This is a genomic window from Pseudomonas sp. GL_091, assembly GCF_057837725.1.
Genome location: NZ_CM174451.1, coordinates 2,171,044 through 2,194,152 on the forward strand (window position 1 = coordinate 2,171,044; position 23,109 = coordinate 2,194,152).

General features: G+C 61.1%; 18 protein-coding genes. 16 read left to right on the forward strand and 2 right to left on the reverse strand.

Annotated elements, in window-relative coordinates; genetic code table 11:
• Nucleotides 1-15 precede the first annotated feature (15 nt).
• Nucleotides 16-3,294 carry a sensor domain-containing protein gene (locus tag AC3ITY_RS10030; protein ID WP_489308770.1) on the reverse strand — a complete coding sequence of 1,093 codons (3,279 nt, stop codon included), beginning with the start codon at nucleotides 3,292-3,294 and terminating at the stop codon, nucleotides 16-18.
• 66 nt (nucleotides 3,295-3,360) lie between these two features.
• Nucleotides 3,361-4,251, reverse strand: coding sequence for a LysR family transcriptional regulator (locus AC3ITY_RS10035; protein ID WP_489308772.1), 891 nt, complete (start codon nucleotides 4,249-4,251; stop codon nucleotides 3,361-3,363).
• A 306-nt stretch (nucleotides 4,252-4,557) separates the two neighbouring features.
• Between AC3ITY_RS10035 and leuC the strand changes: the two genes are divergently transcribed.
• From leuC to AC3ITY_RS10115, 16 genes are all read left to right on the forward strand, one after another.
• A complete protein-coding gene (gene leuC / locus AC3ITY_RS10040) occupies nucleotides 4,558-5,976 on the forward strand; it encodes a 3-isopropylmalate dehydratase large subunit (protein WP_223454278.1) in 1,419 nt (472 codons plus the stop codon).
• A 10-nt stretch (nucleotides 5,977-5,986) separates the two neighbouring features.
• Entirely contained in the window at nucleotides 5,987-6,631 is a 645-nt protein-coding gene (gene leuD, locus AC3ITY_RS10045; RefSeq protein WP_150759155.1) for a 3-isopropylmalate dehydratase small subunit, read from the forward strand.
• Nucleotides 6,632-6,725: 94 nt separating this feature from the next.
• Nucleotides 6,726-7,493, forward strand: coding sequence for a class I SAM-dependent methyltransferase (locus tag AC3ITY_RS10050; protein WP_489308775.1), 768 nt, complete (start codon nucleotides 6,726-6,728; stop codon nucleotides 7,491-7,493).
• Nucleotides 7,494-7,544: 51 nt separating this feature from the next.
• Nucleotides 7,545-8,627: a 3-isopropylmalate dehydrogenase gene (gene leuB, locus AC3ITY_RS10055; protein WP_489308777.1), complete on the forward strand. Its 1,083-nt coding sequence runs from the start codon at nucleotides 7,545-7,547 to the stop codon at nucleotides 8,625-8,627.
• 66 nt (nucleotides 8,628-8,693) lie between these two features.
• Nucleotides 8,694-9,806 carry an aspartate-semialdehyde dehydrogenase gene (gene asd / locus AC3ITY_RS10060; protein WP_007975660.1) on the forward strand — a complete coding sequence of 371 codons (1,113 nt, stop codon included), beginning with the start codon at nucleotides 8,694-8,696 and terminating at the stop codon, nucleotides 9,804-9,806.
• Between the two features lie 178 nt (nucleotides 9,807-9,984).
• Nucleotides 9,985-10,995, forward strand: a complete 1,011-nt coding sequence (locus tag AC3ITY_RS10065; RefSeq protein ID WP_489308779.1) for an aspartate-semialdehyde dehydrogenase — start codon at nucleotides 9,985-9,987, stop codon at nucleotides 10,993-10,995.
• A 205-nt stretch (nucleotides 10,996-11,200) separates the two neighbouring features.
• Entirely contained in the window at nucleotides 11,201-13,816 is a 2,616-nt protein-coding gene (locus AC3ITY_RS10070) for a motility hub landmark protein FimV (protein WP_223532625.1), read from the forward strand.
• Nucleotides 13,817-14,078: 262 nt separating this feature from the next.
• The gene (gene truA / locus AC3ITY_RS10075) at nucleotides 14,079-14,903 is read left to right on the forward strand and encodes a tRNA pseudouridine(38-40) synthase TruA (RefSeq protein WP_095943676.1); all 825 of its coding nucleotides are present in this window, start codon (nucleotides 14,079-14,081) and stop codon (nucleotides 14,901-14,903) included.
• Between the two features lie 63 nt (nucleotides 14,904-14,966).
• The gene (locus tag AC3ITY_RS10080) at nucleotides 14,967-15,593 is read left to right on the forward strand and encodes a phosphoribosylanthranilate isomerase (protein ID WP_223535180.1); all 627 of its coding nucleotides are present in this window, start codon (nucleotides 14,967-14,969) and stop codon (nucleotides 15,591-15,593) included.
• Between the two features lie 217 nt (nucleotides 15,594-15,810).
• The gene (gene accD / locus AC3ITY_RS10085) at nucleotides 15,811-16,731 is read left to right on the forward strand and encodes an acetyl-CoA carboxylase, carboxyltransferase subunit beta (RefSeq protein ID WP_108217781.1); all 921 of its coding nucleotides are present in this window, start codon (nucleotides 15,811-15,813) and stop codon (nucleotides 16,729-16,731) included.
• Nucleotides 16,728-18,035 carry a bifunctional tetrahydrofolate synthase/dihydrofolate synthase gene (folC, locus tag AC3ITY_RS10090; protein ID WP_223454290.1) on the forward strand — a complete coding sequence of 436 codons (1,308 nt, stop codon included), beginning with the start codon at nucleotides 16,728-16,730 and terminating at the stop codon, nucleotides 18,033-18,035. The genes accD and folC overlap by 4 nt, the downstream gene beginning before the upstream one ends.
• Nucleotides 18,019-18,672, forward strand: a complete 654-nt coding sequence (locus AC3ITY_RS10095) for an SPOR domain-containing protein (RefSeq protein WP_223454292.1) — start codon at nucleotides 18,019-18,021, stop codon at nucleotides 18,670-18,672. The genes folC and AC3ITY_RS10095 overlap by 17 nt, the downstream gene beginning before the upstream one ends.
• Nucleotides 18,673-18,770: 98 nt before the next feature.
• Nucleotides 18,771-19,331, forward strand: coding sequence for a CvpA family protein (locus tag AC3ITY_RS10100; RefSeq protein ID WP_223454294.1), 561 nt, complete (start codon nucleotides 18,771-18,773; stop codon nucleotides 19,329-19,331).
• A 41-nt stretch (nucleotides 19,332-19,372) separates the two neighbouring features.
• Nucleotides 19,373-20,878: an amidophosphoribosyltransferase gene (gene purF, locus AC3ITY_RS10105; RefSeq protein WP_223454296.1), complete on the forward strand. Its 1,506-nt coding sequence runs from the start codon at nucleotides 19,373-19,375 to the stop codon at nucleotides 20,876-20,878.
• Between the two features lie 81 nt (nucleotides 20,879-20,959).
• On the forward strand, nucleotides 20,960-22,171 hold the full coding sequence (locus AC3ITY_RS10110) for an O-succinylhomoserine sulfhydrylase (protein WP_477774825.1): 1,212 nt from the start codon (nucleotides 20,960-20,962) through the stop codon (nucleotides 22,169-22,171).
• Entirely contained in the window at nucleotides 22,168-22,944 is a 777-nt protein-coding gene (locus AC3ITY_RS10115; protein ID WP_489308785.1) for an SDR family oxidoreductase, read from the forward strand. Before AC3ITY_RS10110 ends, AC3ITY_RS10115 begins: the two co-directional genes overlap by 4 nt.
• Nucleotides 22,945-23,109 lie beyond the last annotated feature (165 nt).

A 23,109-nucleotide genomic window follows, 5' to 3' on the forward strand; every position in this document is an offset into this window, starting at 1 on the left:
TCCTTTAAAAAAGCGCTACTTCAGCAGTTTTTGAAACTCTTCCACCGGCAATGGCTGGCTGTGCAAATACCCTTGGTAGAAATGGCATCCCAACCCCTGCAGGAACTCCAGCTGCTCCGCTGTTTCCACCCCTTCGGCAATCACCTTCAAGTCCAGGCTGTGGGCCATGGCGACGATGGCGCGGATGATCTCGGCGTCGTTCGGGTCGCTGGTGGCGTCGCGGATGAACGACTGGTCAATTTTCAGGGTATCGACCGGCAAGCGCTTGAGGTAGGTCAGTGAGGAGTAGCCGGTGCCGAAGTCGTCCATGGCGAAGCTCACGCCGAGTTTTTTCAGGCGGCGCATTTTGCTGATGGTGTCTTCCAGGTTATGGATGACGATGCCTTCGGTGATTTCCAGCTTCAACAGGGAGCAGGGCAGGCCATAGCTGGTCAGGCTGTTTTCGATTCGTTCGACGAAGTCGTTCTGGCGGAACTGGCGAGGGCTGATGTTCACGCACAGGCTGAATTTGTACGGATTCACCAGACCGTCGTCGATCAATTGTTTGAAGGCCTGGCAGGCTTCGTCGAGGATCCAGGTGCCGACCTCCAGAATCAGTCCGCTGTCTTCCAGCACCTTGATGAACTCGGCGGGTGATTGCGCGCCGAGCTCTGGATGATTCCAGCGTACCAGTGCCTCGGCGCCGACGATGCGGTCGCCCCGGGCGTCGACCTGGGGTTGGTAATGCACGCGAAACTCGCCCCGGGAAAGCGCCAGGCGCAAGTCAGTTTCCATGCGCAGGCGTTCGCTCGCGGCCTTCTGCATGGTGTTGTGGTACATCTGCGCGGTATTGCGCCCCGAGTCCTTGGCGCGATAAAGCGCGATGTCGGCGCGCTTGAGCAGGTCGGTCGGGGTCGAACCGTGATCGGGGATCAGCGCAATGCCGATGCTTGGCGTCACTTGCAGGCGCTGACCGTCGAGGAACATCGGTTCGGACAGCAGCTCGCGGATGGTGTCGGCCACTTCGCGAACCTGATCGCTGACCTCGCTGCGCGAGCCTTCGAGGCCGCTGAGCAGCACCACGAATTCGTCACCGCCCAGGCGCGCAACGGTGTCTTCCATGCGCACGCTGGCCTCCAGGCGCGCGGTGATGATTTTCAGCACCGTGTCGCCCACCGGGTGCCCGAGGGAGTCGTTGATGTGCTTGAAATGGTCGAGGTCGAGGAACATCAGCGCGCCGCGCAGGTTATGCCGTTTGAGCAGGGCGATCTGCTGGCTCAGGCGGTCCATCAGCAATGCGCGGTTGGGCAGGTTGGTCAGTGGGTCGTGGTAGGCCAGGTGGCGGATCTGCGCTTCGGCGTTTTTCAGCAGGCTGACGTCTCGCGCGGTCAACAGCAGGCAGGCGGTTTCATTGAGGGTGATCGGTTCCACCGAGACTTCGACGGTGAGCAGTTCGCCGCGCTTGTTGCGCCCGAGCATTTCCTGGTGATGAACCCGGCCCTTGATCTGCAATTCGGCCAGCAGCGCCGAGCGTTGTTTTTCTTCCGCCCAAATCCCCACCTGATACACCGTGCGGCCCACCACTTCCTCGGCACGGTAACCGGTCAGGCGGCAGAAACCGTCGTTGACCTCCAGATAGCGTCCGGTGTCACGCTCGGTGATGGTGATGGCGTCGGGGCTGGAGTGGAAGGCCTTGGCGAATTTCTCTTCACTGGCCTTGAGCGCCGCTTCCGAGCGCTGTTGTTGGGTGATATCGCGCAGCGTGGTGACGATGCAGGCCTGGTCGCCGACGCTGATCTGGCGGCTGGAAATCACGCAAGTCAGGACCTGTCCGTCCTTGTGCTGGACGAGAATGGCCACGTTGTTCAGGCCTTGTTCGCGGATCACTTGTTCGATCCGTCGCAGGCTTTTCGCCGATGCGTCCCACAGGCCGATTTCGTCGGCGCTGCGGCCGATCACGTCGGCAGTGCTCCAGCCGAAGGTCTGGGTGAAGCTGGAGTTGATTTCAATGAACTGGCCGGAGTCCTGGTGGGTGACGCAGATCGGATCGGGGCTGACCTGGAACAACGTGGCGAATTTTTCTTCGGAGGCCACCAGCCGTTGTTCGCGCTCCACCTGGTCTGTGATGTCGAGCAATGTGCCGGCCATGCGCACCGGCACGCCGTTGTCATCGCGGTAGAGGCGGGCGCGGCTTTCCAGATAGCGCGAGCTGCCGTCGGGTAACTGCACGCGGTAGGTCAATTGATAGTTGCCGGCCGGGCCTTCACGCAGGCTGCGGTAAGCGTCGCGCATGGTGTCGCGTTCTTCGCCGGGCACGCCTTCGAAGAACTCGTCGAAGGACTCGTGAAAGGGTTTGGCGTCCAGACCGTGCAGTTGGGCGGCCCGTGCCGATCCGTAGAGCATGCCGCTGGGAATGTGCCAGTCCCAGGTGCCGAGTTGCGCCGAGTCCAGGGCCAGGTCGAGGCGCTCCTGGCTGTCCTTGAGGGCGTGTTCGGCGATTTTGCGTTCGGTGGTGTCAAGGAACGTGCTCAGTAGATAGGGCTGGCCTTCGAGCTCGACCTTTTGCGCACTGAGGATGCCGTCGTGGATCTGGCCATTGCTGGCGCGAAACTGCACTTCCATGCTGACCAGGTCGCCTTTGGCTTTGGTGGCCTTGACCAGCTCCTCCCGTTGCTCGGGGTGCACCCACAGGCCCAGCTCCAGAGTGGTGCGGCCGATCGCGTTTTGCACCGGCCAGCCGAACAGGCTTTCGAAATACTGGTTGGCTTCGGAGATCAGGCCGTCTTCCTGGCGGGTCAGCAGGACCATGTTCGGGCACAGGTGAAACAGGGTGGCGAAGCGTTTTTCCGAGCTGCTCAACGCCTGTTCGCGCTGGCGCTGGTGGGTAATCTCGCGGATTACGCCGATCATCCGTGGCCTGCCGTGCTTGTCCGGTAATAGGCTGCCGTTGATTTCCAGCCAGTGCAGGCTGCCATCGGGCCAGCGGATGCGGTGACGCATCGCTTGCTCCAGCGGCGCGCCAGCAATGACCGCGTGGAATGCGCGAAGGGTTTTCGCGCGATCCTCCGGGGGCAGCAGGTCGAGGTATTCCAGATCCGATGGCAACGGTTTGCGGGGGTCGAAGCCGAACAGCGCCTGCGTACCCCGGGACCAGCTGATCTGCCCGCGCTCGATGTCCCAATACCAGGCACCCAGGCGCGCGCCGTTGAGCGCGGCCAACAGTTGCGAGGCACTTTCCCAGCTCTGTTCGGAGTTTTTCGGGTCAAGTGCCTGTATGCGCGGCATTGGCGGAATACGGTCAACAGATTTGGGCATTGGCAAGCCTTAGGCTGAATGGGCGTTTGGCACAGGGGGGGCGCGGCTCTATAGGAGTAGCACAAGTCAGCCTTGAGTCCCTGGCGGATCGAGTTGAGCATCCAGCAAGGCCATGAAAGCCCGAGCGGCATTCGACAGCGTCCTTTCCGTGTGCAGGATATAGCCTAGCTGGCGAGTGAGCTGTATGCCCGGTAAAGGTATGCGCGCCACCTGGTCATCGAGCATGGTGCGCGGCAAAACGCTCCAGGCCAGGCCGATCGAGACCATCATCTTGATGGTTTCCAGGTAGTTGGTGCTCATGGCTATGTTAGGCGTCAGGCCCTGGGCTTCAAACAGCCGCTGCACAATGTGGTGTGTAAACGTGTTACCACCGGGGAAGACCGCCGGGTGTCGGGCGATGTCCGACAGGCTGACCTTGCCGTTATTGAGCAACGAATGCTCCGGTGCAACCACGAAATCCAGCGGGTCGTCCCACACTGGGGTGGCCTTGACCAGCGCATGGGGTTCCGGCGCGAGGGTGATGACCGCCAGTTCGGCTCGGCCGTGGAGAATTTCCTCGTAGGCCACTTCCGAATCGAGGAACTGAATATCCAGCGCCACTTGTGGGTAGCGTCGGGTGAACTCCCTCAATAAGGGTGGCAAACGGTGCAGGCCGATATGGTGACTGGTGGCCAGGGTCAGACGGCCGGTCACTTCACCTGTGAGGTTGGTCAAGGCGCGGCGCGTATCATCGAGGACATTGAGAATCTGGTAGGCCCGCGGCAGCAGGGCGCGCCCGGCCTCGGTCAGGCCCACTTCACGCCCCAGGCGATCGAACAACCGCACCTTCAATTGCTGCTCCAGCCCGGCGATGCGTTTGCTGATCGCAGGCTGGGTCAGGTGCAGCCGTTCGCCGGCGCCGGAGAAGCTTCCGGTCTCGGCGATGGCAATAAAAGCATTGAGGTTGGCCAAGTCCATGGTTGTATTCCAGTTGGTTATCCAAAGCATAAAAAATATGAATTTGAGTTATTTAATGTAACCCCATAGGATCAGCCTCACAAGCCAAAGGGTTATTGAGACTTTCAAGACCCAGAGGTCTGTGTAGCGAGTTTGTTAGTTCAAATTCGGATGCCAGAAGTCCATAGCCAAGGCGCTGCGACGAGTCATAGCGCGCTATGGCGAGGAGCAGCAACGCAGGATATGGGCTTCTGGCGCCGAAGTTGACTAACGAAACTCGCTATACAGACCTCACTGGCATAGAAAAAGCTGATGAGGAACCGTCTGATGGCCGGCAAAACGCTCTACGACAAGCTCTGGGATTCGCATTTGGTCAAGCAGCGCGACGATGGCTCTGCGCTGATCTACATCGATCGTCACATCATCCACGAAGTGACCTCGCCGCAAGCCTTCGAAGGCCTGCGTCTGGCCGGGCGCAAGCCATGGCGCATCGATGCCAACATCGCGACCCCGGACCACAACGTACCGACCACGCCGGAGCGCAAGGGCGGCATCGACGCCATCGTTGACCAGGTCTCGCGTCTGCAAGTGCAGACCCTCGATGACAACTGCGATGAATACGGCATCGTCGAGTTCAAGATGAACGACGTTCGCCAGGGCATCGTCCACGTCATCGGCCCGGAGCAGGGCGCAACCTTGCCGGGCATGACCGTGGTCTGCGGCGACTCCCACACCTCGACCCACGGCGCATTCGGCGCATTGGCTCACGGTATCGGCACTTCCGAGGTAGAGCATGTGCTCGCCACCCAGTGCCTGGTCGCCAAGAAAATGAAAAACATGCGGGTAGCGGTCGAAGGCCAATTGCCGTTCGGCGTGACCGCCAAGGACATCGTGCTCGCCGTGATCGGCAAGATCGGCACCGCCGGCGGTAACGGCCACGCCATCGAATTCGCCGGCAGCGCGATTCGCGACCTGTCCGTCGAAGGCCGCATGACCATCTGCAACATGTCCATCGAGGCCGGCGCTCGCGTAGGCCTGGTGGCCGCGGACGAAAAGACCGTGGCTTACGTCAAGGGCCGTCCATTTGCTCCGAAAGGCGCGGAATGGGACCTGGCCGTCGAAGCCTGGAAAGACCTGGTGTCTGACGCTGATGCCAGGTTCGATACCGTGATCGAGCTCGATGCGACCCAGATCAAGCCGCAAGTCAGCTGGGGCACTTCGCCGGAAATGGTGTTGGCTGTTGATCAGAACGTGCCGGATCCTGCGAAGGAAATGGACCTGGTCAAGCGCGACTCCATCGTCCGCGCCTTGAAGTACATGGGTTTGACCGCCAATCAGGCGATCACCGACATTCAGCTCGACCGCGTGTTCATCGGTTCCTGCACCAACTCGCGGATCGAAGACCTGCGCGCTGCGGCGGTGATCGCCAAGGGCCGCAAAGTGGCCTCGACCATCAAGCAGGCCATCGTCGTGCCGGGCTCGGGTCTGGTCAAAGCCCAGGCTGAATCGGAAGGCCTGGACAAGATTTTCCTCGAAGCCGGTTTCGAATGGCGCGAGCCGGGTTGCTCGATGTGCCTGGCGATGAACCCGGACCGTTTGGAATCCGGCGAGCATTGCGCTTCGACCTCCAACCGTAACTTCGAAGGTCGTCAGGGCGCTGGTGGTCGTACTCACCTCGTCAGCCCGGCCATGGCCGCCGCAGCCGCTGTGAACGGTCGTTTCGTCGACGTCCGTGAATTGATTTAAGGAGCGCAGCATGAAAGCTTTTACCCAGCACACTGGACTTGTCGCGCCTTTGGATCGTGCCAACGTCGACACCGACCAGATCATCCCGAAGCAATTCTTGAAGTCGATCAAGCGCACGGGCTTTGGCCCGAACCTGTTCGATGAATGGCGCTACCTGGATGTGGGCCAGCCTTATCAGGACAACTCCAGGCGTCCGCTGAACAAGGACTTCGTCCTCAACGCCGAACGTTACCAGGGCGCCAGCGTATTGCTGGCCCGGGAGAACTTCGGTTGCGGCTCCAGCCGTGAACATGCGCCGTGGGCGCTGGAAGAGTACGGTTTCCGCAGCATCATCGCGCCGAGCTATGCCGACATCTTCTTCAACAACAGCTTCAAGAACGGCTTGCTGCCGATCATCTTGAGCGATGCCGAAGTCGATGAGCTGTTCCAGCAGGTCGAGGCCAATCCGGGCTACCAGTTACAGGTCGATCTGCAAGCCCAGACCGTGACCCGCCCTGACGGCAAGGTGTTGAGTTTCGAAATTGATGCCTTTCGCAAACACTGCCTGCTCAACGGCCTGGACGATATCGGCCTGACCTTGCAGGACGGCGATGCGATTGCGACGTTTGAAGCCAAACATCGTGCGAGCCAGCCTTGGTTGTTTCGCGACGCGTGATTGATCCGAGATTGATGTAGTCCGGGCCGACCTCATCGCGGGCAAGCCCGCGATGAGGTCGGAACAGGCACCACAAGACTAAAAGGAAGTCCCCATGACCAGCACCGCCCGACACACCCAGGTAGTCCAAAAGCAATTCGGTGAACAGGCCTCGGCCTACCTGAGCAGCGCCGTCCACGCTCAAGGCACTGAATTCGCGCTGCTACAGGCCGAACTGGCCGGGCAGGGCGATGCCCGGGTCCTGGATCTGGGCTGCGGTGCCGGTCACGTGAGTTTTCATGTGGCGCCGCTGGTCAAGGAAGTGGTGGCCTATGACCTGTCGCAGCAGATGCTCGACGTGGTGACCGCTGCCGCTGTCGATCGTGGCTTGAGCAACGTGACCACGGTCAATGGTGCCGCTGAGCGCCTGCCGTTCGCCGATGGCGAATTCGATTTCGTCTTCAGCCGTTATTCGGCGCACCATTGGAGCGATCTGGGCCTGGCCCTGCGGGAGGTGCGTCGAGTCCTGAAACCGGGCGGTGTGGCGGCGTTCGTCGACGTGTTGTCACCGGGTAGCCCGCTGTTCGACACTTACCTGCAAAGCGTCGAAGTGCTGCGCGACACCAGCCATGTGCGCGATTATTCCGCCGGCGAGTGGCTGCGCCAGGTCAGCGAGGCGGGGCTGCATACCCGCAGTACCACTCGTCAGCGCCTGCGCCTGGAGTACAACAGCTGGGTCGAGCGCATGCGCACACCTGAAGTGATGCGCGCGGCGATCCGCGAGTTGCAGCAGTCGATGGGCAATGAAGTACGCGAATATTTCGAGATTGAGGCCGATGGTTCGTTCAGTACCGATGTACTGGTGCTGTTGGCTGAGCGATAGAATTTTTCCGGGTGCGTCCATGGGCGCACCGACTGATGACATGAGGAAAGCATGAGCAAGCAGATTCTGATTCTCCCTGGTGACGGTATTGGCCCGGAAATCATGGCCGAAGCGGTCAAGGTGCTGGAGCTGGCCAGTGACAAGTTCGCCCTGGGTTTCGAGCTGAGCTTTGATGTGATCGGTGGTGCTGCCATCGACAAGCACGGCGTGCCCCTGGCCGACGAGACCCTGGAACGTGCCCGTGCGGCCGACGCCGTGTTGCTGGGCGCCGTTGGCGGTCCGAAATGGGATGCCATCGAACGTGACATCCGCCCTGAGCGCGGCCTGTTGAAGATCCGTGCGCAACTGGGCCTGTTCGGCAACCTGCGTCCGGCGATCCTGTACCCGCAACTGGCCGGGGCTTCCAGCCTGAAGCCGGAAATCGTGGCCGGCCTGGACATCCTGATCGTTCGCGAACTGACCGGCGGCATCTACTTCGGCGCACCTCGTGGCACCCGCACCCTGGAAAACGGCGAGCGTCAGTCCTACGACACCCTGCCGTACAGCGAAAGCGAAATCCGCCGCATCGCCCGTGTCGGTTTCGACATGGCCATGGTCCGTGGCAAGAAGCTGTGCTCGGTGGACAAGGCCAACGTACTGGCCTCAAGCCAACTGTGGCGTGAAGTGGTCGAACAAGTGGCCAAGGATTATCCTGAAGTCGAACTGAGCCACATGTACGTCGACAACGCCGCGATGCAGCTGGTGCGTGCACCGAAGCAGTTCGACGTGATCGTCACCGACAACATGTTTGGCGACATCCTGTCCGACCAGGCCTCGATGCTCACCGGTTCCATCGGCATGCTGCCGTCGGCGTCCCTGGACACCAACAACAAAGGCATGTACGAGCCGTGCCACGGTTCGGCGCCGGACATCGCGGGCAAAGGCATCGCCAACCCGTTGGCGACCATTTTGTCGGTGTCGATGATGCTGCGTTACAGCTTCAACCAGCAGGCCGCGGCCGATGCCATCGAGAAAGCCGTCAGCCTGGTGCTGGATCAGGGCTTGCGCACCGGTGACATCTGGTCGGCCGGTTGTACTAAAGTCGGTACGCAGGAAATGGGTGACGCAGTAGTCGCCGCGCTGCGGAATCTGTAATCTCTCGGGCCCGCTGCCAAATTCAAGACAAGGCAGCGGCCCACATTTCAAGAAGGTGTAGTTGCGATGAAACGTGTAGGTCTGATCGGTTGGCGCGGTATGGTCGGTTCCGTGCTCATGCAGCGGATGCTGGAAGAGCAGGATTTCGATCTTATCGAGCCGGTGTTTTTCACCACTTCCAATGTCGGTGGCCAAGGCCCGTCCGTGGGCAAGGACATTGCTCCGCTCAAGGACGCTTACAGCATTGAAGAGCTGAAAACCCTCGACGTGATTCTGACCTGCCAGGGTGGCGACTACACCAGCGAAGTCTTCCCCAAGCTGCGTGAAGCCGGCTGGCAGGGTTACTGGATCGACGCCGCTTCCAGCCTGCGCATGCAGGATGACGCGGTGATCGTTCTGGATCCGGTCAACCGCAAGGTGATCGACCAGCAGCTGGATGCGGGCACCAAGAACTACATCGGCGGCAACTGCACCGTCAGCCTGATGCTGATGGGCCTCGGTGGTCTGTTCGAAGCTGGCCTGGTGGAGTGGATGAGCGCCATGACTTATCAGGCGGCCTCCGGTGCCGGCGCGCAGAACATGCGTGAACTGATCAAGCAAATGGGCGCGACCCACGCCGCTGTTGCCGATCAACTGGCCGATCCGGCCAGCGCGATCCTCGACATCGACCGTCGTGTTGCCGAAGCCATGCGCAGCGACGCGTACCCGACCGAAAACTTCGGCGTACCGCTGGCCGGCAGCCTGATCCCGTGGATCGACAAGGAACTGCCGAACGGTCAGAGCCGCGAAGAGTGGAAGGCCCAGGCCGAGACCAACAAGATCCTCGGTCGCTTCAAGAGCCCGATCCCGGTCGATGGCATCTGCGTGCGCATCGGCGCCATGCGCTGCCACAGCCAGGCGCTGACCATCAAGCTGAACAAAGACGTACCGATCGCTGATATCGAAGGGCTGATCAGCCAGCACAACCCTTGGGTCAAGCTGGTACCGAACAGCCGTGAGACCAGCATTCAGGAGCTGAGCCCGAACAAGGTCACCGGCACCCTGAACATCCCGGTTGGCCGTCTGCGCAAGCTGAACATGGGTTCGCAATTCGTCGGCGCGTTTACCGTCGGCGACCAGTTGCTGTGGGGCGCGGCCGAACCGCTGCGTCGCATGCTGCGGATCCTGCTCGAGCGTTGATCGGTTGATGCAATGAAAGAACCCGCGCCTTGCAAGAGGTGCGGGTTTTTTTATCCTTGTAGGAGCGAGCTTGCTCGCGATGAGGCCGGCACGAACACCACAAATCTCCCGCCGAATTGCCTGCATCCCCACCACCCGGTAAAGTGCCGCTCCCCCCGTTTCGCCAGAGGTAAAACCCATGAGCCAGTCCATTGATATTGCCGTGATCGGCGCCACCGGTACTGTCGGCGAAACACTCGTGCAGATTCTCGAAGAGCGCGACTTCCCGATCGGTAACCTGCACCTGTTGGCCAGCAGCGAATCGGCCGGCAGTTCGGTACCGTTTCGCGGCAAGAATGTGCGGGTGCGGGAGGTCGATGAGTTCGACTTCAGCAAGGTGCAGTTGGCATTCTTTGCCGCCGGCCCGGCGGTCTCGTTGAGTTTTGCTTCCCGTGCGACCGATGCCGGTTGCTCGGTGATCGATCTCTCCGGTGCCTTGGCGGCCGAAAAGGCGCCGCAGGTCGTGCCTGAGGCCAACGCTCAGGTGTTGGCCGGCTTGAAAAAGCCGTTTCAGGTCAGCAGTCCAAGCCCGTCGGCCACCACGCTGGCGGTGGTGCTCGCGCCACTGATGGATTTGCTCGATTTGCAGCGCATCAGCCTGACCGCCAGCCTGGCGGTATCGGCCCAGGGTCGCGAAGCCGTGAGCGAGCTGGCGCGGCAGACCGCCGAGCTGCTGAATGTGCGGCCGCTGGAGCCGAAATTCTTTGATCGGCAGATGGCCTTCAACCTGTTGGCCCAGGTCGGCAAACCGGATGAGCAAGGTCATACGCTGCTGGAAAAACGCCTGGTGCGTGAGCTGCGCCAGGTCATGGCGCTGCCTTCATTGAAGATTTCCGTCACTTGCATTCAAGCCCCGGTGTTTTTTGGCGATAGCTATAGCGTGACCCTGCAGTCCGCGAGTGAAATCGACCTGGCAAAAATCAATGTGGCCCTGGAAGACGCACCCGGCATCGAGCTGGTGGAAGCCGGCGATTACCCGACGCCGGTGGGCGATGCGGTAGGGCAGGATGTGGTCTACGTCGGTCGGGTTCGCCAGGGTATCGACGACCCGTCGGAACTTAATCTGTGGCTGACGTCAGATAACGTACGCAAAGGCGCCGCGCTCAACGCTGTGCAGTTGGCCGAGTTGTTGCTTAAAGACCTGCTGTAAAAGATACTTTGCAACAATTTGTCGAATGATTCCGCGCGTGCCTATGCTTGCCGGAGTGCTGAAGGCGAGCCTCTCTGCGGGGCTTTACCGGGCATCAATGAAATGATCGCGCGCGACGACCCTCGCCGTTGCACGCAATGCCTTACGGCAGCGGCTATCAATACCTTCTCGCTGGCCGAGGAATGTTCAAACTAAGGATGAGCTAATGGTTCAAGTTCGCAAACTGGTGTTAGCAATAGCGGCCGCCTCGGCGCTGTCCTCCGGTATGGCGCATGCCCTCGGGCTCGGGGAGTTGACCCTGAAATCGACGCTCAACCAGCCGCTGGTAGCGGAAATCGAGCTGCTCGATGTCAAGGATCTCACCGCCGCCGAAGTGGTGCCGAGCCTGGCCTCACCAGACGATTTCGCCAAGGCCGGTGTCGACCGCCAGGCGTTTCTCAACGACTTGACCTTTACCCCGGTGCTTAACGCGAGCGGCAAAAGCATCCTGCGCGTGACCTCCAGCAAACCACTCTCCGAACCCATGGTGAAGTTCCTGGTTCAGGTCATGTGGCCGAACGGCCGCTTGCTGCGCGACTACAGTGTGCTGCTCGATCCGTCCAAATTCTCGCCGCAAACCGCTGAAGCGGCTGCGCAACCGACGTCAACGGTTGCCGCGCCCGTCACCGGTGCGACCAAACCGTCGCAATACACCACCACGCCGCGCGATACCCTGTGGGAAATCGCCGCGAAGGCGCGTAACGGCGGTTCGATCCAGCAGACCATGCTGGCTATTCAGGCGCTGAACCCGGATGCATTCATCGACGGCAACATCAACCGCTTGAAAACTGGCCAGGTGCTGCGCCTGCCGGACCAGGCACAGAGCACGGGCCTGCCGCAAGCCAAGGCCATTGCCGAAGTGGCTGCGCAGAACACCGCATGGCGCCAGGGGCGTCGCTACGTGGCGAAACCCGGGGCAGGGCAGCAACAGCTTGACGCCACCAGTCGCGCTCGTACCGATGGTGCTCCGACGCAAGCGACCACCGACAAGCTGAGCCTGGTGTCTGCCGAGTCCGGCAAGAACCGTGGCAAAGGGGCTGCCGGAGATGCCAAGGCCCTCAGCAACAAGTTGGCGGTGACCCAGGAAAGCCTCGACAGCAGCCGTCGTGATAACGCCGAACTGCAAAGCCGCATGACCGATCTGCAAAGCCAGGTGGACAAGCTGCAACGCCTGATCGAGTTGAAGAACAATCAACTGGCCAAGTTGCAGGCCGAGGGCGCTGCGGGTGCACCAGCGGCTGCGACAGCTCCGGCGATGTCGGCCGAGCTGGCTGCAAACCCGGCAGCGCCTGGTCCGGCTGAAACTGCGCCAGTGGTCACAGCGCCCGAGGCAACTGCGGTGCCGGCCGAGAAGCCCGTTGAGGCGACACCGGCAGCATCCGATGATCAGAAATTCAATGAGTTGCTGGCCAATCCGGTGCTGCTGGGCCTGGTGGGTGGCGGTGCGGTGATTCTGCTGCTCTTGCTGCTGTTGCTGGCGCGCCGCCGCAAAGCCCAGCAAGAAGCCGAAAAGCATATGCGCATGGCCCGTGCCTTGGCCGAAGAACAGCCGTTCCCGGCCGATTTCGACTTGCCGGAAAGCAGCTTCGAAGGCCTTGGAGTTCCGTCGCCGAGTGTGAAGCTGGCGACTGCCCCGACGCCTGCTCCCGCGCCAGCGCCGGTGGTTGCTCCGGTGGTGATGACCACGCCGATTGCCGCACCATTGGTGGCTCCGGCCGCCGAGCGTTCCGACGACGTGCTGGGCCAGGCTCAGTCGCACATCAATGCCGGTCGCCTGAATCAGGCTGCCGCGTTGCTGGAGGACGGCGTCAAGCAAGAGCCGAAGCGCAGCGACTTGCGCTTGAAACTGATGGAAGTCTACGGCCAGCAAGGCGACCGCGATGCGTTCGTCGGCCAGGAGCGTCAGTTGGTGGCCAATGGCGACAACTTCACCCAGGTTGAAAAGCTCAAAAGCCGCTTCCCGGCCATGGCGCTGGTGGCTGCCGGTGGCATCGCCGCAGCCGCCGTTGCTGCCGAACTGGACGCGCAATACGTCAAGGATCTGTTACTCGATGAGCCGCAAGCACCGGCGCCAGAGCCAGTGCCAGCGCCGTTCGAGGATGACCTCGACAGTGCCTTCGATTTGAGCCTGGATGATCTGGACGCGATTACGCCTGTGGCGCCTGCACCTGCACCTGCGCCGGAGCCTGAAGTGACGGCGCTGGCGGACCTGGACGAGTTCCCGCTGGATGACGATCTGAGTTTTGAGTCGGTGTTGCAGCAACAGACTGAAATCAAGGAAAACCTCGACGACCTGTCGGACTTCGATCTCGACCTGGATCTCGGTGCGCAACCGTCGCCGGCGATGCTGGCTGAAGACGATTTCCTGCTGGATCTGGACGAAGGTGTGAAAGATTTCCCGGTTGCCGAAACTCCAGCTGTCCCTGAGGTCGCACTGGATGACCTGGAATTGCCTGCCGATTTCGATTTGTCGCTGGCCGACGAGCTTGATGCACCGGATGCGTTCGCGGCAGAGCTGGATGATGTCAACGCCGAGCTGGAGAGTTTGTCCAGCAGCATCGGCGAGCCGACCTTTACCGAAGCTGATGCAGCACTGGGTGACGATGATGACTTCGACTTCCTCTCGGGTACTGACGAAGCCGCTACCAAGCTCGATCTGGCTCAGGCCTATATCGACATGGGGGACAGCGACGGTGCTCGCGACATCCTCAATGAGGTGGTGAGCGAAGGCAGTGCCGAGCAGAAGAATGAAGCCGAGGAAATGCTTTCGCGCCTGGCTTGAGTGATTGGTAGGTTGTAAAAAAGCGGCAGCCCATTGAGGCTGCCGTTTTTGTTTAGTCGATGAGTCGATGTCGTCTGTTGTGGTCCCTTCGCGGGCATTGCGAACGCCACAGAACCCTGTGGGAGCGGGCTTGCCCGCGATGAGGCCGGTGCAGTCAAAGGAGATCCCTCTGGCATCCCCGCCCGGCGGCCTTATAATGCCCGCCTTTGGTACATCAGCAGGCTGTCCCTCCTTGGCAAATATAGATAACCCGGTCGCCGAAATGGCAGCCGACGGCTTTTTCCGGATCGCGCTGGGCGTCGAATACAAAGGCTCGCGCTACCGCGGCTGGCAGCGCCAGGCGTCCGGGGTGCTCACCGTGCAGGAAACCCTCGAAAACGCCTTGTCCAAAGTCGCCGACTCACCCGTTTCGCTGATGTGCGCCGGGCGTACCGACGCCGGGGTGCATGCCTGCGGACAGGTGGTGCATTTCGACACCCAGGTCGAGCGTTCGATGAAGGCCTGGACCATGGGCGCCAACATCAACTTGCCCCACGACGTCAGTGTCAGTTGGGCCAAGGTTATGCCGGCGCATTTCCATGCGCGGTTCAAAGCCATTGCCCGGCGTTATCGCTACGTGATCTACAACGATCAGATCCGCCCGGCGCACCTGAACGAAGAGGTGACCTGGAACCACCGTCCGCTGGACGTCGAGCGCATGGCCGAGGCCGCCCAGTACCTGCTCGGCACCCATGATTTCAGTGCTTTTCGCGCCGGTCAGTGCCAGGCCAAGTCGCCGATCAAGGAGCTGCATCACCTGCGTGTCACCCGTCACGGCAAGATGATCGTGCTGGATATCCGCGCCAGCGCCTTCCTGCATCACATGGTGCGCAACATTGCCGGCGTGCTGATGACCATTGGCGCCGGAGAGCGTCCGGTGGAGTGGATGAAAGAGGTGCTGGAGAGCCGGATTCGCCGGACCGGTGGCGTGACCGCGCATCCATTCGGTTTGTATCTGGTGCAGGTCGAGTACCGTGACGAGTTCCAATTGCCCGAGCGTTACATCGGTCCACACTTCTTGACCGGTTTCTCGGAACTTGGCGGCTGACGCCCTCGAACGCTTTTGTTACCATCCGGGACTTTCCTGGATTTGTCTTGGAGTTGTGCCAACATGTCAGCCGTTCGCAGCAAGATCTGTGGGATTACCCGCATGGAAGATGCGTTGGCAGCCGTCGAAGCCGGGGCGGATGCCATCGGATTCGTGTTCTACGCCAAAAGCCCCCGTGCGGTAACGTTCCAGCAGGCGCGCTCGATCATCAAGGCACTGCCGCCGTTCGTGACCACCGTGGGCTTGTTCGTCAATGCAAGCCGGTGCGAATTGGGTGAAATCCTCGACGCGGTGCCCCTGGACCTGCTGCAATTTCACGGCGATGAAAGCGCGGCCGAGTGCGAAGGTTGGCACCGCCCGTACATCAAGGCGCTGCGGGTCAAGGCGGGTGATGACATCGCCGCGGCCTGTGATGCTTACGCCAGTGCCAGCGCAATCTTGCTCGATACCTATGTCGAAGGCGTTCCCGGAGGAACCGGCGAGGCGTTTGACTGGTCACTGATACCGCAAGGCTTGAGCAAGCCGATCATTCTGGCGGGCGGTCTGACGCCGGATAACGTCGCCGAAGCGATTGCCCGCGTTCGGCCTTATGCCGTGGATGTCAGCGGCGGGGTAGAGGCGAGCAAGGGCATCAAGGATCACGCAAAGATTCAGGCATTTATCAAAGCGGTACGCGGTAGCACCTGTTGATGTGACGGCTGGCAGACTGCCGCCGTCCACTGCACTGTACAAAGCGGATGCACTGCACACAGCAGGCAGATCCGAGGGTTTGTGGTTGCACGCAGGTCATGTTTCGCGCTGACCGTGGCAGTCCATCGACCCTCTTCGCACACATGAATTTAGCGCTAGGGCATACACGGGGCTGCGAACCAGAGCGTTCGGGCCACCGGTACTGGAGAAAGAAAGCATGAGCAACTGGTTAGTAGACAAACTGATCCCTTCGATCATGCGTTCCGAGGTCAAGAAGAGTTCGGTGCCTGAAGGTCTTTGGCACAAATGCCCGTCTTGCGAGGCTGTGCTGTATCGTCCGGAGTTGGAAAAGACCCTGGACGTTTGCCCCAAGTGCAACCATCACATGCGTATCGGCGCTCGCGCCCGTATCGACATCTTCCTCGATGTTGAAGGCCGTACCGAGCTGGGTGCAGACCTGGAGCCGGTTGACCGTCTGAAATTCCGCGACGGCAAGAAGTACAAGGATCGCCTGACCGCTGCACAAAAGCAGACCGGCGAAAAAGACGCACTGGTTTCCATGAGCGGCACTTTGCTGGGCATGCCGGTCGTGGTCTCGGCGTTCGAGTTTTCCTTCATGGGTGGTTCGATGGGCGCCATCGTCGGTGAGCGTTTCGTGCGCGCCGCCAACTACGCCCTGGAAAAACGTTGCCCGATGATCTGCTTCGCGGCTTCCGGCGGTGCGCGGATGCAGGAAGCGCTGATTTCCCTGATGCAAATGGCCAAGACCTCCGCGGTGCTGGCTCGTCTGCGTGAAGAAGGCATCCCGTTCATCTCCGTGTTGACCGATCCGGTCTACGGCGGCGTTTCCGCCAGTCTGGCGATGCTCGGCGACGTGATTGTCGGCGAGCCGAAGGCGTTGATCGGTTTTGCCGGTCCGCGCGTGATCGAGCAGACCGTGCGTGAAAAACTGCCGGAAGGCTTCCAGCGCAGCGAGTTCCTGCTGGAGCACGGTGCCATCGACATGATCATCGACCGTCAGGAGCTGCGTCCGCGCCTGGGCAACCTGCTGGCGCAAATGATGGGCCTGCCGACGCCGCAGTTCGTGGCTGCACCCATCGAGCCGATCGTGGTTCCACCGGTACCCGCCAGCCTATGACCCAACGTACCCTTGGCGAATGGCTCGCCTACCTTGAGCAGTTGCACCCTTCGGCCATCGACATGGGCCTGGAGCGGTCGCAGCAGGTAGCGTCCCGCATGGGACTGGGCAAGCCGGCACCTCGGGTGATCACGGTCACCGGGACCAACGGCAAGGGTTCCACCTGTGCGTTCGTGGCGTCCTTGCTGCGGGCCCAGGGCTTGAAAGTGGGGGTTTACAACTCCCCGCACCTGCTGCGTTACAACGAGCGGGTAACGGTCAATGGCGTCGAAGCCACGGACGCCGAGCTGTGCGAGGCCTTTGCCGCGGTAGAGGCCGGGCGCGGCGACACTTCCCTGACTTACTTCGAAATGGGCACCCTGGCGGCATTCTGGCTGTTCCAGCGCTCCGGGCTCGATGCGGTGGTGCTGGAGGTCGGTCTGGGCGGTCGTCTGGACACGGTCAACGTGGTGGACGCCGACATGGCGCTGGTCACCAGTATTGGCGTCGATCATGCGGATTACCTCGGTGATACCCGAGAGTCCGTGGCTTTCGAGAAGGCCGGTATCTTCCGCCAAGGCGCGCCTGCGCTCTGCGGCGATCTGAACCCTCCACAACCCCTGCTGGACAAGGCGCGCGAGCTCAATTGCCCGTTTTTCCTGCGTGGGCGCGATTTTGACCTCGGTGTGACCGATCACAACTGGCAATGGCGCGGTGTCGATGCGCAAGGGCGCGTGGTTGAGCTGCGCGACCTGCCACTGCTCGATCTGCCGATGGAAAACGCTGCACTGGCGTTGCAGGCGTACCTGCTGCTCGGCTTGCCTTGGGTGGATGCGCAGATTGTCGAGGCGCTGCGGGCAACGAAGGTGGTCGGTCGTCTGGATCGCCGCGAGTTCGAGTGGCAAGGCAAGCGCTTGAATCTATTGCTGGATGTGGGGCATAACCCTCATGCGGCGGAGTATCTGGCTCGTCGCCTGGCCAGTCGTCCACCGGTCGGCAGGCGTCTGGCGGTGTTCGGGTTGCTGGCGGACAAAGACCTGGGTGGTGTTGTCGGCGAATTGAATGCTAGTGTCCAGCACTGGGCTGTCGCACCGCTGGATTCGCCTCGGGCGCGTTCGGTTGCGGATTTGCACGCCGCGCTGCAAGGCCTTGGGGCTTCGGTCACGTCATACGACAGTGTCGCGGCCGCCCTGGAAGGGCAGTGCGCGCAGGCCACGAGCGACGACGAAATCCTGTTGTTCGGATCATTTTATTGTGTCGCCGAGGCCCTTGAATGGCTGGCTCGGCGCTCCACGGAGGACGCGGCGAATGGCATTGCTGGATAAGGCATACAAACAGCGCATGGTTGGCGCCCTGGTGTTGGTCGCGCTGGCGGTGATTTTTCTGCCGATGCTGTTTTCCCGCCAGGACGAACAGCGCCAGGTGAAGGTCGAAGCGCCTGCGGCTCCGCAGGCGCCTGCGATGCCCCAGGTACAGGTCGAGCCGGTGGTGGTACCTGAACCGCAAGCCTTGCCTCAGGAACCCGTGCCGAGCGATGAAGAAATCGCCCAGCAGGAATCGGCGGTGCCAGCTGCGCCGCTGGCTCCAGCGCCTGCAGCCAAACCGCCTGCACCCGCGCCGGTCCCGGCTTTGGCGGCTAAACCTGCGACAGCGCCTGCCCAGCCGATCACCGCGGCACCGGGCAAGCCGGACACCACGCAAAGCCGTGTCGATGCCAATGGTTTGTCTGTCAGCTGGTCCGTGCAACTGGCCAGCCTGTCGAGTCGTGAAAGCGCGGAAAAGCTTCAGAAAACCCTGCGCAGCCAGGGTTACAACGCCTACATCCGTACCGCCGACGGCAAAAACCGGGTGTTTGTCGGGCCGCTGATCGAGCGCGCTGAAGCCGACCGGCTGCGTGACTTGCTGAACCGCCAGCAGAACCTCAAGGGGTTTGTCGTGCGCTTTCAGCCGGAACGTGGCTAAAACTATCGCCCCGATTTGAAATGCACTGACAATCGCAGCTTACCGATAAGCATGGGCTCTGCTAAAATGCGCCGCCTTATCCGTCTGTAGGCTGCACTGTGCCATTTACCTGGGTTGACTGGGCGATCGTAGCAATCGTCGCCATCTCCGCATTGATCAGTCTGAGCCGCGGCTTCGTCACAGAAGCACTGTCGCTGCTGACCTGGATCATCGCAGGAGTCGTAGCCTGGATGTTCGGTGGCTCACTGTCCGAGTACCTCGGCGGGTACATTCAAACGCCATCGGCACGTATAATCACGGGCTGTGCCATCATGTTTGTCGCCACTTTAATCGTAGGCGCAATGATCAATTATCTTATCGGCGAACTGGTTCGCGTCACCGGGCTCTCCGGGACCGACCGATTCCTCGGCATGGCCTTCGGCGCCGCGCGTGGCGGGTTGCTGGTGGTTATCGCCGTCGGGCTGTTGAGCCTGGGGCCGGTACAGCAGGACGGGTGGTGGAAAGAGTCACAGCTCGTGCCAAAATTTCTATTGGTTGCAGACTGGTCCAAAAACCTGATCCTCGGGTGGAGCAGTCAGTGGCTTGCCAGCGGAATCAGCGTACCCGCTGATATTCCGTTCAAGGAGCAACTCTTGCCGATGGCCAAAACGCCTCGGTGAGTAGTGCTCAGTTCAGATCCATTAAGTAGGGGTTGCGTCGCATGTGTGGCATCGTCGGTATCGTCGGTAAGTCGAACGTCAATCAGGCGCTGTATGACGCGCTAACCGTCCTCCAGCACCGCGGCCAGGACGCTGCCGGTATCGTGACCAGCCATGATGGCCGGTTATTCCTGCGCAAGGACAACGGCCTGGTGCGTGACGTGTTCCACCAACGTCACATGCAGCGCCTGGTCGGTCACATGGGCATTGGCCATGTGCGTTATCCAACCGCGGGCAGCTCGACTTCGGCTGAAGCTCAACCGTTTTACGTCAACTCGCCTTACGGCATCACCCTGGCGCACAACGGTAACCTGACCAACGTTGAACAACTGGCCAAGGAGATTTACGAATCTGACCTGCGCCACGTCAACACCAGTTCCGATTCGGAAGTGCTGCTCAACGTGTTCGCGCACGAACTGGCCCAGCGCGGCAAGTTGCAGCCGACCGAAGAAGACGTTTTCGCCGCCGTCACCGACGTGCACAACCGTTGCGTCGGTGGTTATGCCGTCGTAGCGATGATCACCGGCTACGGCATCGTCGGTTTCCGCGATCCGCACGGCATCCGCCCGATCGTTTTCGGCCAGCGTCACACCGACGAAGGTGTCGAGTACATGATCGCCTCGGAAAGCGTTTCCCTGGACGTGCTCGGCTTCACCCTGATTCGCGACCTGGCACCGGGCGAAGCGGTCTACATCACTGAAGAGGGCAAGTTGTACACCCGTCAGTGCGCGACCAACCCGTCCCTGACGCCGTGCATCTTCGAACACGTCTACCTGGCGCGTCCGGATTCGATCATCGACGGTGTGTCGGTCTACAAGGCCCGCCTGCGCATGGGTGAGAAACTGGCCGAGAAGATCCAGCGCGAGCGTCCGGATCACGACATCGACGTGGTCATCCCGATTCCGGACACCAGCCGCACCGCGGCGCTGGAACTGGCGAACCACCTGGGCGTGAAGTTTCGCGAAGGCTTCGTGAAGAACCGCTACATCGGCCGGACCTTCATCATGCCGGGCCAGGCCGCGCGGAAAAAATCCGTACGCCAGAAGCTCAACGCCATCGAGCTGGAATTCCGCGGCAAGAACGTGATGCTGGTGGATGACTCCATCGTTCGCGGTACTACTTGCAAGCAGATCATCCAGATGGCCCGCGAAGCCGGCGCCAAGAACGTCTACTTCTGCTCCGCGGCACCGGCCGTTCGCTACCCGAACGTCTACGGCATCGATATGCCGAGCGCTCACGAACTGATCGCCCACAACCGTTCGACCCAGGACGTAGCCGACCTGATCGGCGCTGACTGGTTGATCTATCAGGACCTGCCTGACTTGATCGAAGCGGTCGGTGGCGGCAAGATCAAGATCGAGAAGTTCGATTGCGCGGTGTTCGACGGCCAGTACGTCACCGGCGACGTCGACGAGGCTTATCTGAACAAGATCGAGCAGGCACGCAACGATGCCTCCAAGGTCAAGACGCAGGCAGTCAGTGCGATCATCGATCTGTACAACAACTGAGTTTCTACCGGCCCTGAGGGGCCGGTTTTGTATCTGGCAAAAAGACTTCTATCTATCAAGAGCAGGGCAAGGAGTGACAGCATGAGTCAGGAATGGGATGCCGGTCGGCTGGACAGCGACCTCGAAGGTGTAGCGTTCGATACCCTGGCCGTACGCGCCGGTCAGCACCGCACGCCGGAAGGCGAACACGGTGATCCGATGTTCTTCACCTCCAGCTACGTGTTCCGTACCGCCGCCGACGCCGCTGCGCGCTTCGCTGGCGAAGTGCCGGGCAACGTTTATTCGCGCTACACCAACCCGACCGTGCGCGCGTTCGAAGAGCGTATCGCTGCGCTGGAAAGCGCAGAGCAGGCCGTGGCTACTGCCACCGGCATGGCGGCCATCATGGCCGTGGTGATGAGCCTGTGCAGCGCCGGTGATCATGTGCTGGTGTCGCGCAGCGTATTCGGCTCGACCATCAGCCTGTTCGAAAAGTACTTCAAGCGCTTCGGTATCGAAGTCGACTACGTCGCCCTGGCCGATTTGTCCGGTTGGGAGGCTGCGATCAAGGCCAATACCAAGCTGTTGTTCGTTGAATCGCCGTCCAATCCGCTGGCCGAGTTGGTGGACATTGCGGCGCTGTCGGAAATCGCCCACGCCAAAGGCGCGATGCTGGTGGTCGACAACTGCTTCTGCACCCCGGCATTGCAGCAGCCGCTGAAAATGGGCGCGGACATCGTCGTGCACTCGGCCACCAAGTTCATCGATGGTCAGGGCCGTTGCATGGGCGGCGTGGTCGCCGGTCGTAGCGAGCAGATGAAAGAGGTGGTTGGCTTCCTGCGTACCGCCGGGCCGACCCTGAGCCCGTTCAATGCCTGGATCTTCCTCAAGGGCCTGGAAACCCTGAACCTGCGGATGAAGGCCCATTGCGCCAACGCCCAGCAACTGGCCGAGTGGCTGGAGCAGCAGGAAGGTATCGAGAAAGTCCATTACGCCGGCCTCAAGAGCCATCCGCAGCACGAACTGGCGCTGCGCCAGCAGAAGGGCTTCGGTGCGGTCGTCAGTTTTGAGGTGAAGGGCGGCAAAGAGGGCGCCTGGCGCTTTATCGATGCCACGCGCCTGATTTCGATCACCGCCAACCTGGGCGACAGCAAAACCACCATCACCCATCCGAGCACCACCTCCCATGGTCGCCTGGCGCCGCAGGAGCGTGAAGCGGCGGGCATTCGTGACAGCCTGATCCGCGTAGCGGTCGGCCTGGAAGATGTGGCGGACCTGCAAGCCGATCTGGCGCGCGGTCTGGCTGCATTGTGATCGAGTTGTCTGCGCCGGTCGCAGGCTCAAATGGCCGCGTAGCGCTGGTGACCGGTGCTGCGCGGGGCATTGGCCTGGGGATCTCGGCCTGGCTGATCAGCGAAGGCTGGCAAGTCGTGCTGACGGACCTGGATCGGGGGCGCGGTTCGAAAGTGGCGAAAGTGCTGGGCGACAACGCCTGGTTCATCGCCATGGATGTCTCGAATGAAGGCCAGGTCGTGCTGGGCGTGGCCGAGGTGCTCGGCCAGTTCGGGCGCCTGGATGCGCTGGTATGCAACGCAGCGGTTGCCGATCCGCACAACATCACCCTGGAAAGCCTCGACCTGGCCCACTGGAATCGGGTGTTGGCGGTGAACCTCAGTGGGCCGATGCTGCTGGCCAAGCACTGTACGCCGTACCTGCGCGCTCACAGCGGTGCCATCGTCAATCTGGCCTCGACCCGCGCCGCGCAGTCGGAACCCGACACAGAGGCTTACGCGGCGAGCAAGGGCGGTTTGTTGGCCCTGACGCATGCGTTGGCCATCAGCCTTGGCCCGGAGATCCGGGTCAATGCCGTCAGTCCAGGCTGGATCGATGCGCGCGACCCCTCGGTGCGGCGTGCCGAACCATTGACCGAGGCCGATCATGCCCAACATCCGGCGGGCAGGGTAGGGACGGTCGAGGATATCGCGGCGATGGTGGCCTGGCTGCTGTCGAGAAACGCCGGGTTTGTCACCGGCCAGGAATTCGTGGTCGATGGTGGCATGACCAAGAAGATGATTTACGAGCAGTGAAAGACAGCTTCAAGCTGCAAGCGGCAAGTTAAAGCGTGACGGTGGTGTGCCCTGCTGTATGCGTAACTGCTTTTGCTTGCAGCTTGCAGCTAAAAGCTGTTTTTGAAAAAAACTTCAATCCTGCTATTGACTTAGGTTCGCTACCTGCGTAAATTTCGCGGCCTC

Excerpts from the sequence above, each read along its gene's own strand:
- AC3ITY_RS10070 (WP_223532625.1), top strand. The coding sequence starts at position 11,201 with ATGGTTCAAGTTCGCAAACTGGTGTTAGCAATAGCGGCCGCCTCGGCG.
- AC3ITY_RS10080 (WP_223535180.1), top strand. The coding sequence starts at position 14,967 with ATGTCAGCCGTTCGCAGCAAGATCTGTGGGATTACCCGCATGGAAGAT.
- truA (WP_095943676.1), top strand. The coding sequence starts at position 14,079 with ATGGCAGCCGACGGCTTTTTCCGGATCGCGCTGGGCGTCGAATACAAA.
- AC3ITY_RS10030 (WP_489308770.1), bottom strand. The coding sequence starts at position 3,294 with ATGCCCAAATCTGTTGACCGTATTCCGCCAATGCCGCGCATACAGGCA.
- folC (WP_223454290.1), top strand. The coding sequence starts at position 16,728 with ATGACCCAACGTACCCTTGGCGAATGGCTCGCCTACCTTGAGCAGTTG.
- asd (WP_007975660.1), top strand. The coding sequence starts at position 8,694 with ATGAAACGTGTAGGTCTGATCGGTTGGCGCGGTATGGTCGGTTCCGTG.
- purF (WP_223454296.1), top strand. The coding sequence starts at position 19,373 with ATGTGTGGCATCGTCGGTATCGTCGGTAAGTCGAACGTCAATCAGGCG.
- leuB (WP_489308777.1), top strand. The coding sequence starts at position 7,545 with ATGAGCAAGCAGATTCTGATTCTCCCTGGTGACGGTATTGGCCCGGAA.
- accD (WP_108217781.1), top strand. The coding sequence starts at position 15,811 with ATGAGCAACTGGTTAGTAGACAAACTGATCCCTTCGATCATGCGTTCC.
- leuD (WP_150759155.1), top strand. The coding sequence starts at position 5,987 with ATGAAAGCTTTTACCCAGCACACTGGACTTGTCGCGCCTTTGGATCGT.
- AC3ITY_RS10065 (WP_489308779.1), top strand. The coding sequence starts at position 9,985 with ATGAGCCAGTCCATTGATATTGCCGTGATCGGCGCCACCGGTACTGTC.
- AC3ITY_RS10050 (WP_489308775.1), top strand. The coding sequence starts at position 6,726 with ATGACCAGCACCGCCCGACACACCCAGGTAGTCCAAAAGCAATTCGGT.
- AC3ITY_RS10095 (WP_223454292.1), top strand. The coding sequence starts at position 18,019 with ATGGCATTGCTGGATAAGGCATACAAACAGCGCATGGTTGGCGCCCTG.
- AC3ITY_RS10035 (WP_489308772.1), bottom strand. The coding sequence starts at position 4,251 with ATGGACTTGGCCAACCTCAATGCTTTTATTGCCATCGCCGAGACCGGA.
- AC3ITY_RS10110 (WP_477774825.1), top strand. The coding sequence starts at position 20,960 with ATGAGTCAGGAATGGGATGCCGGTCGGCTGGACAGCGACCTCGAAGGT.
- leuC (WP_223454278.1), top strand. The coding sequence starts at position 4,558 with ATGGCCGGCAAAACGCTCTACGACAAGCTCTGGGATTCGCATTTGGTC.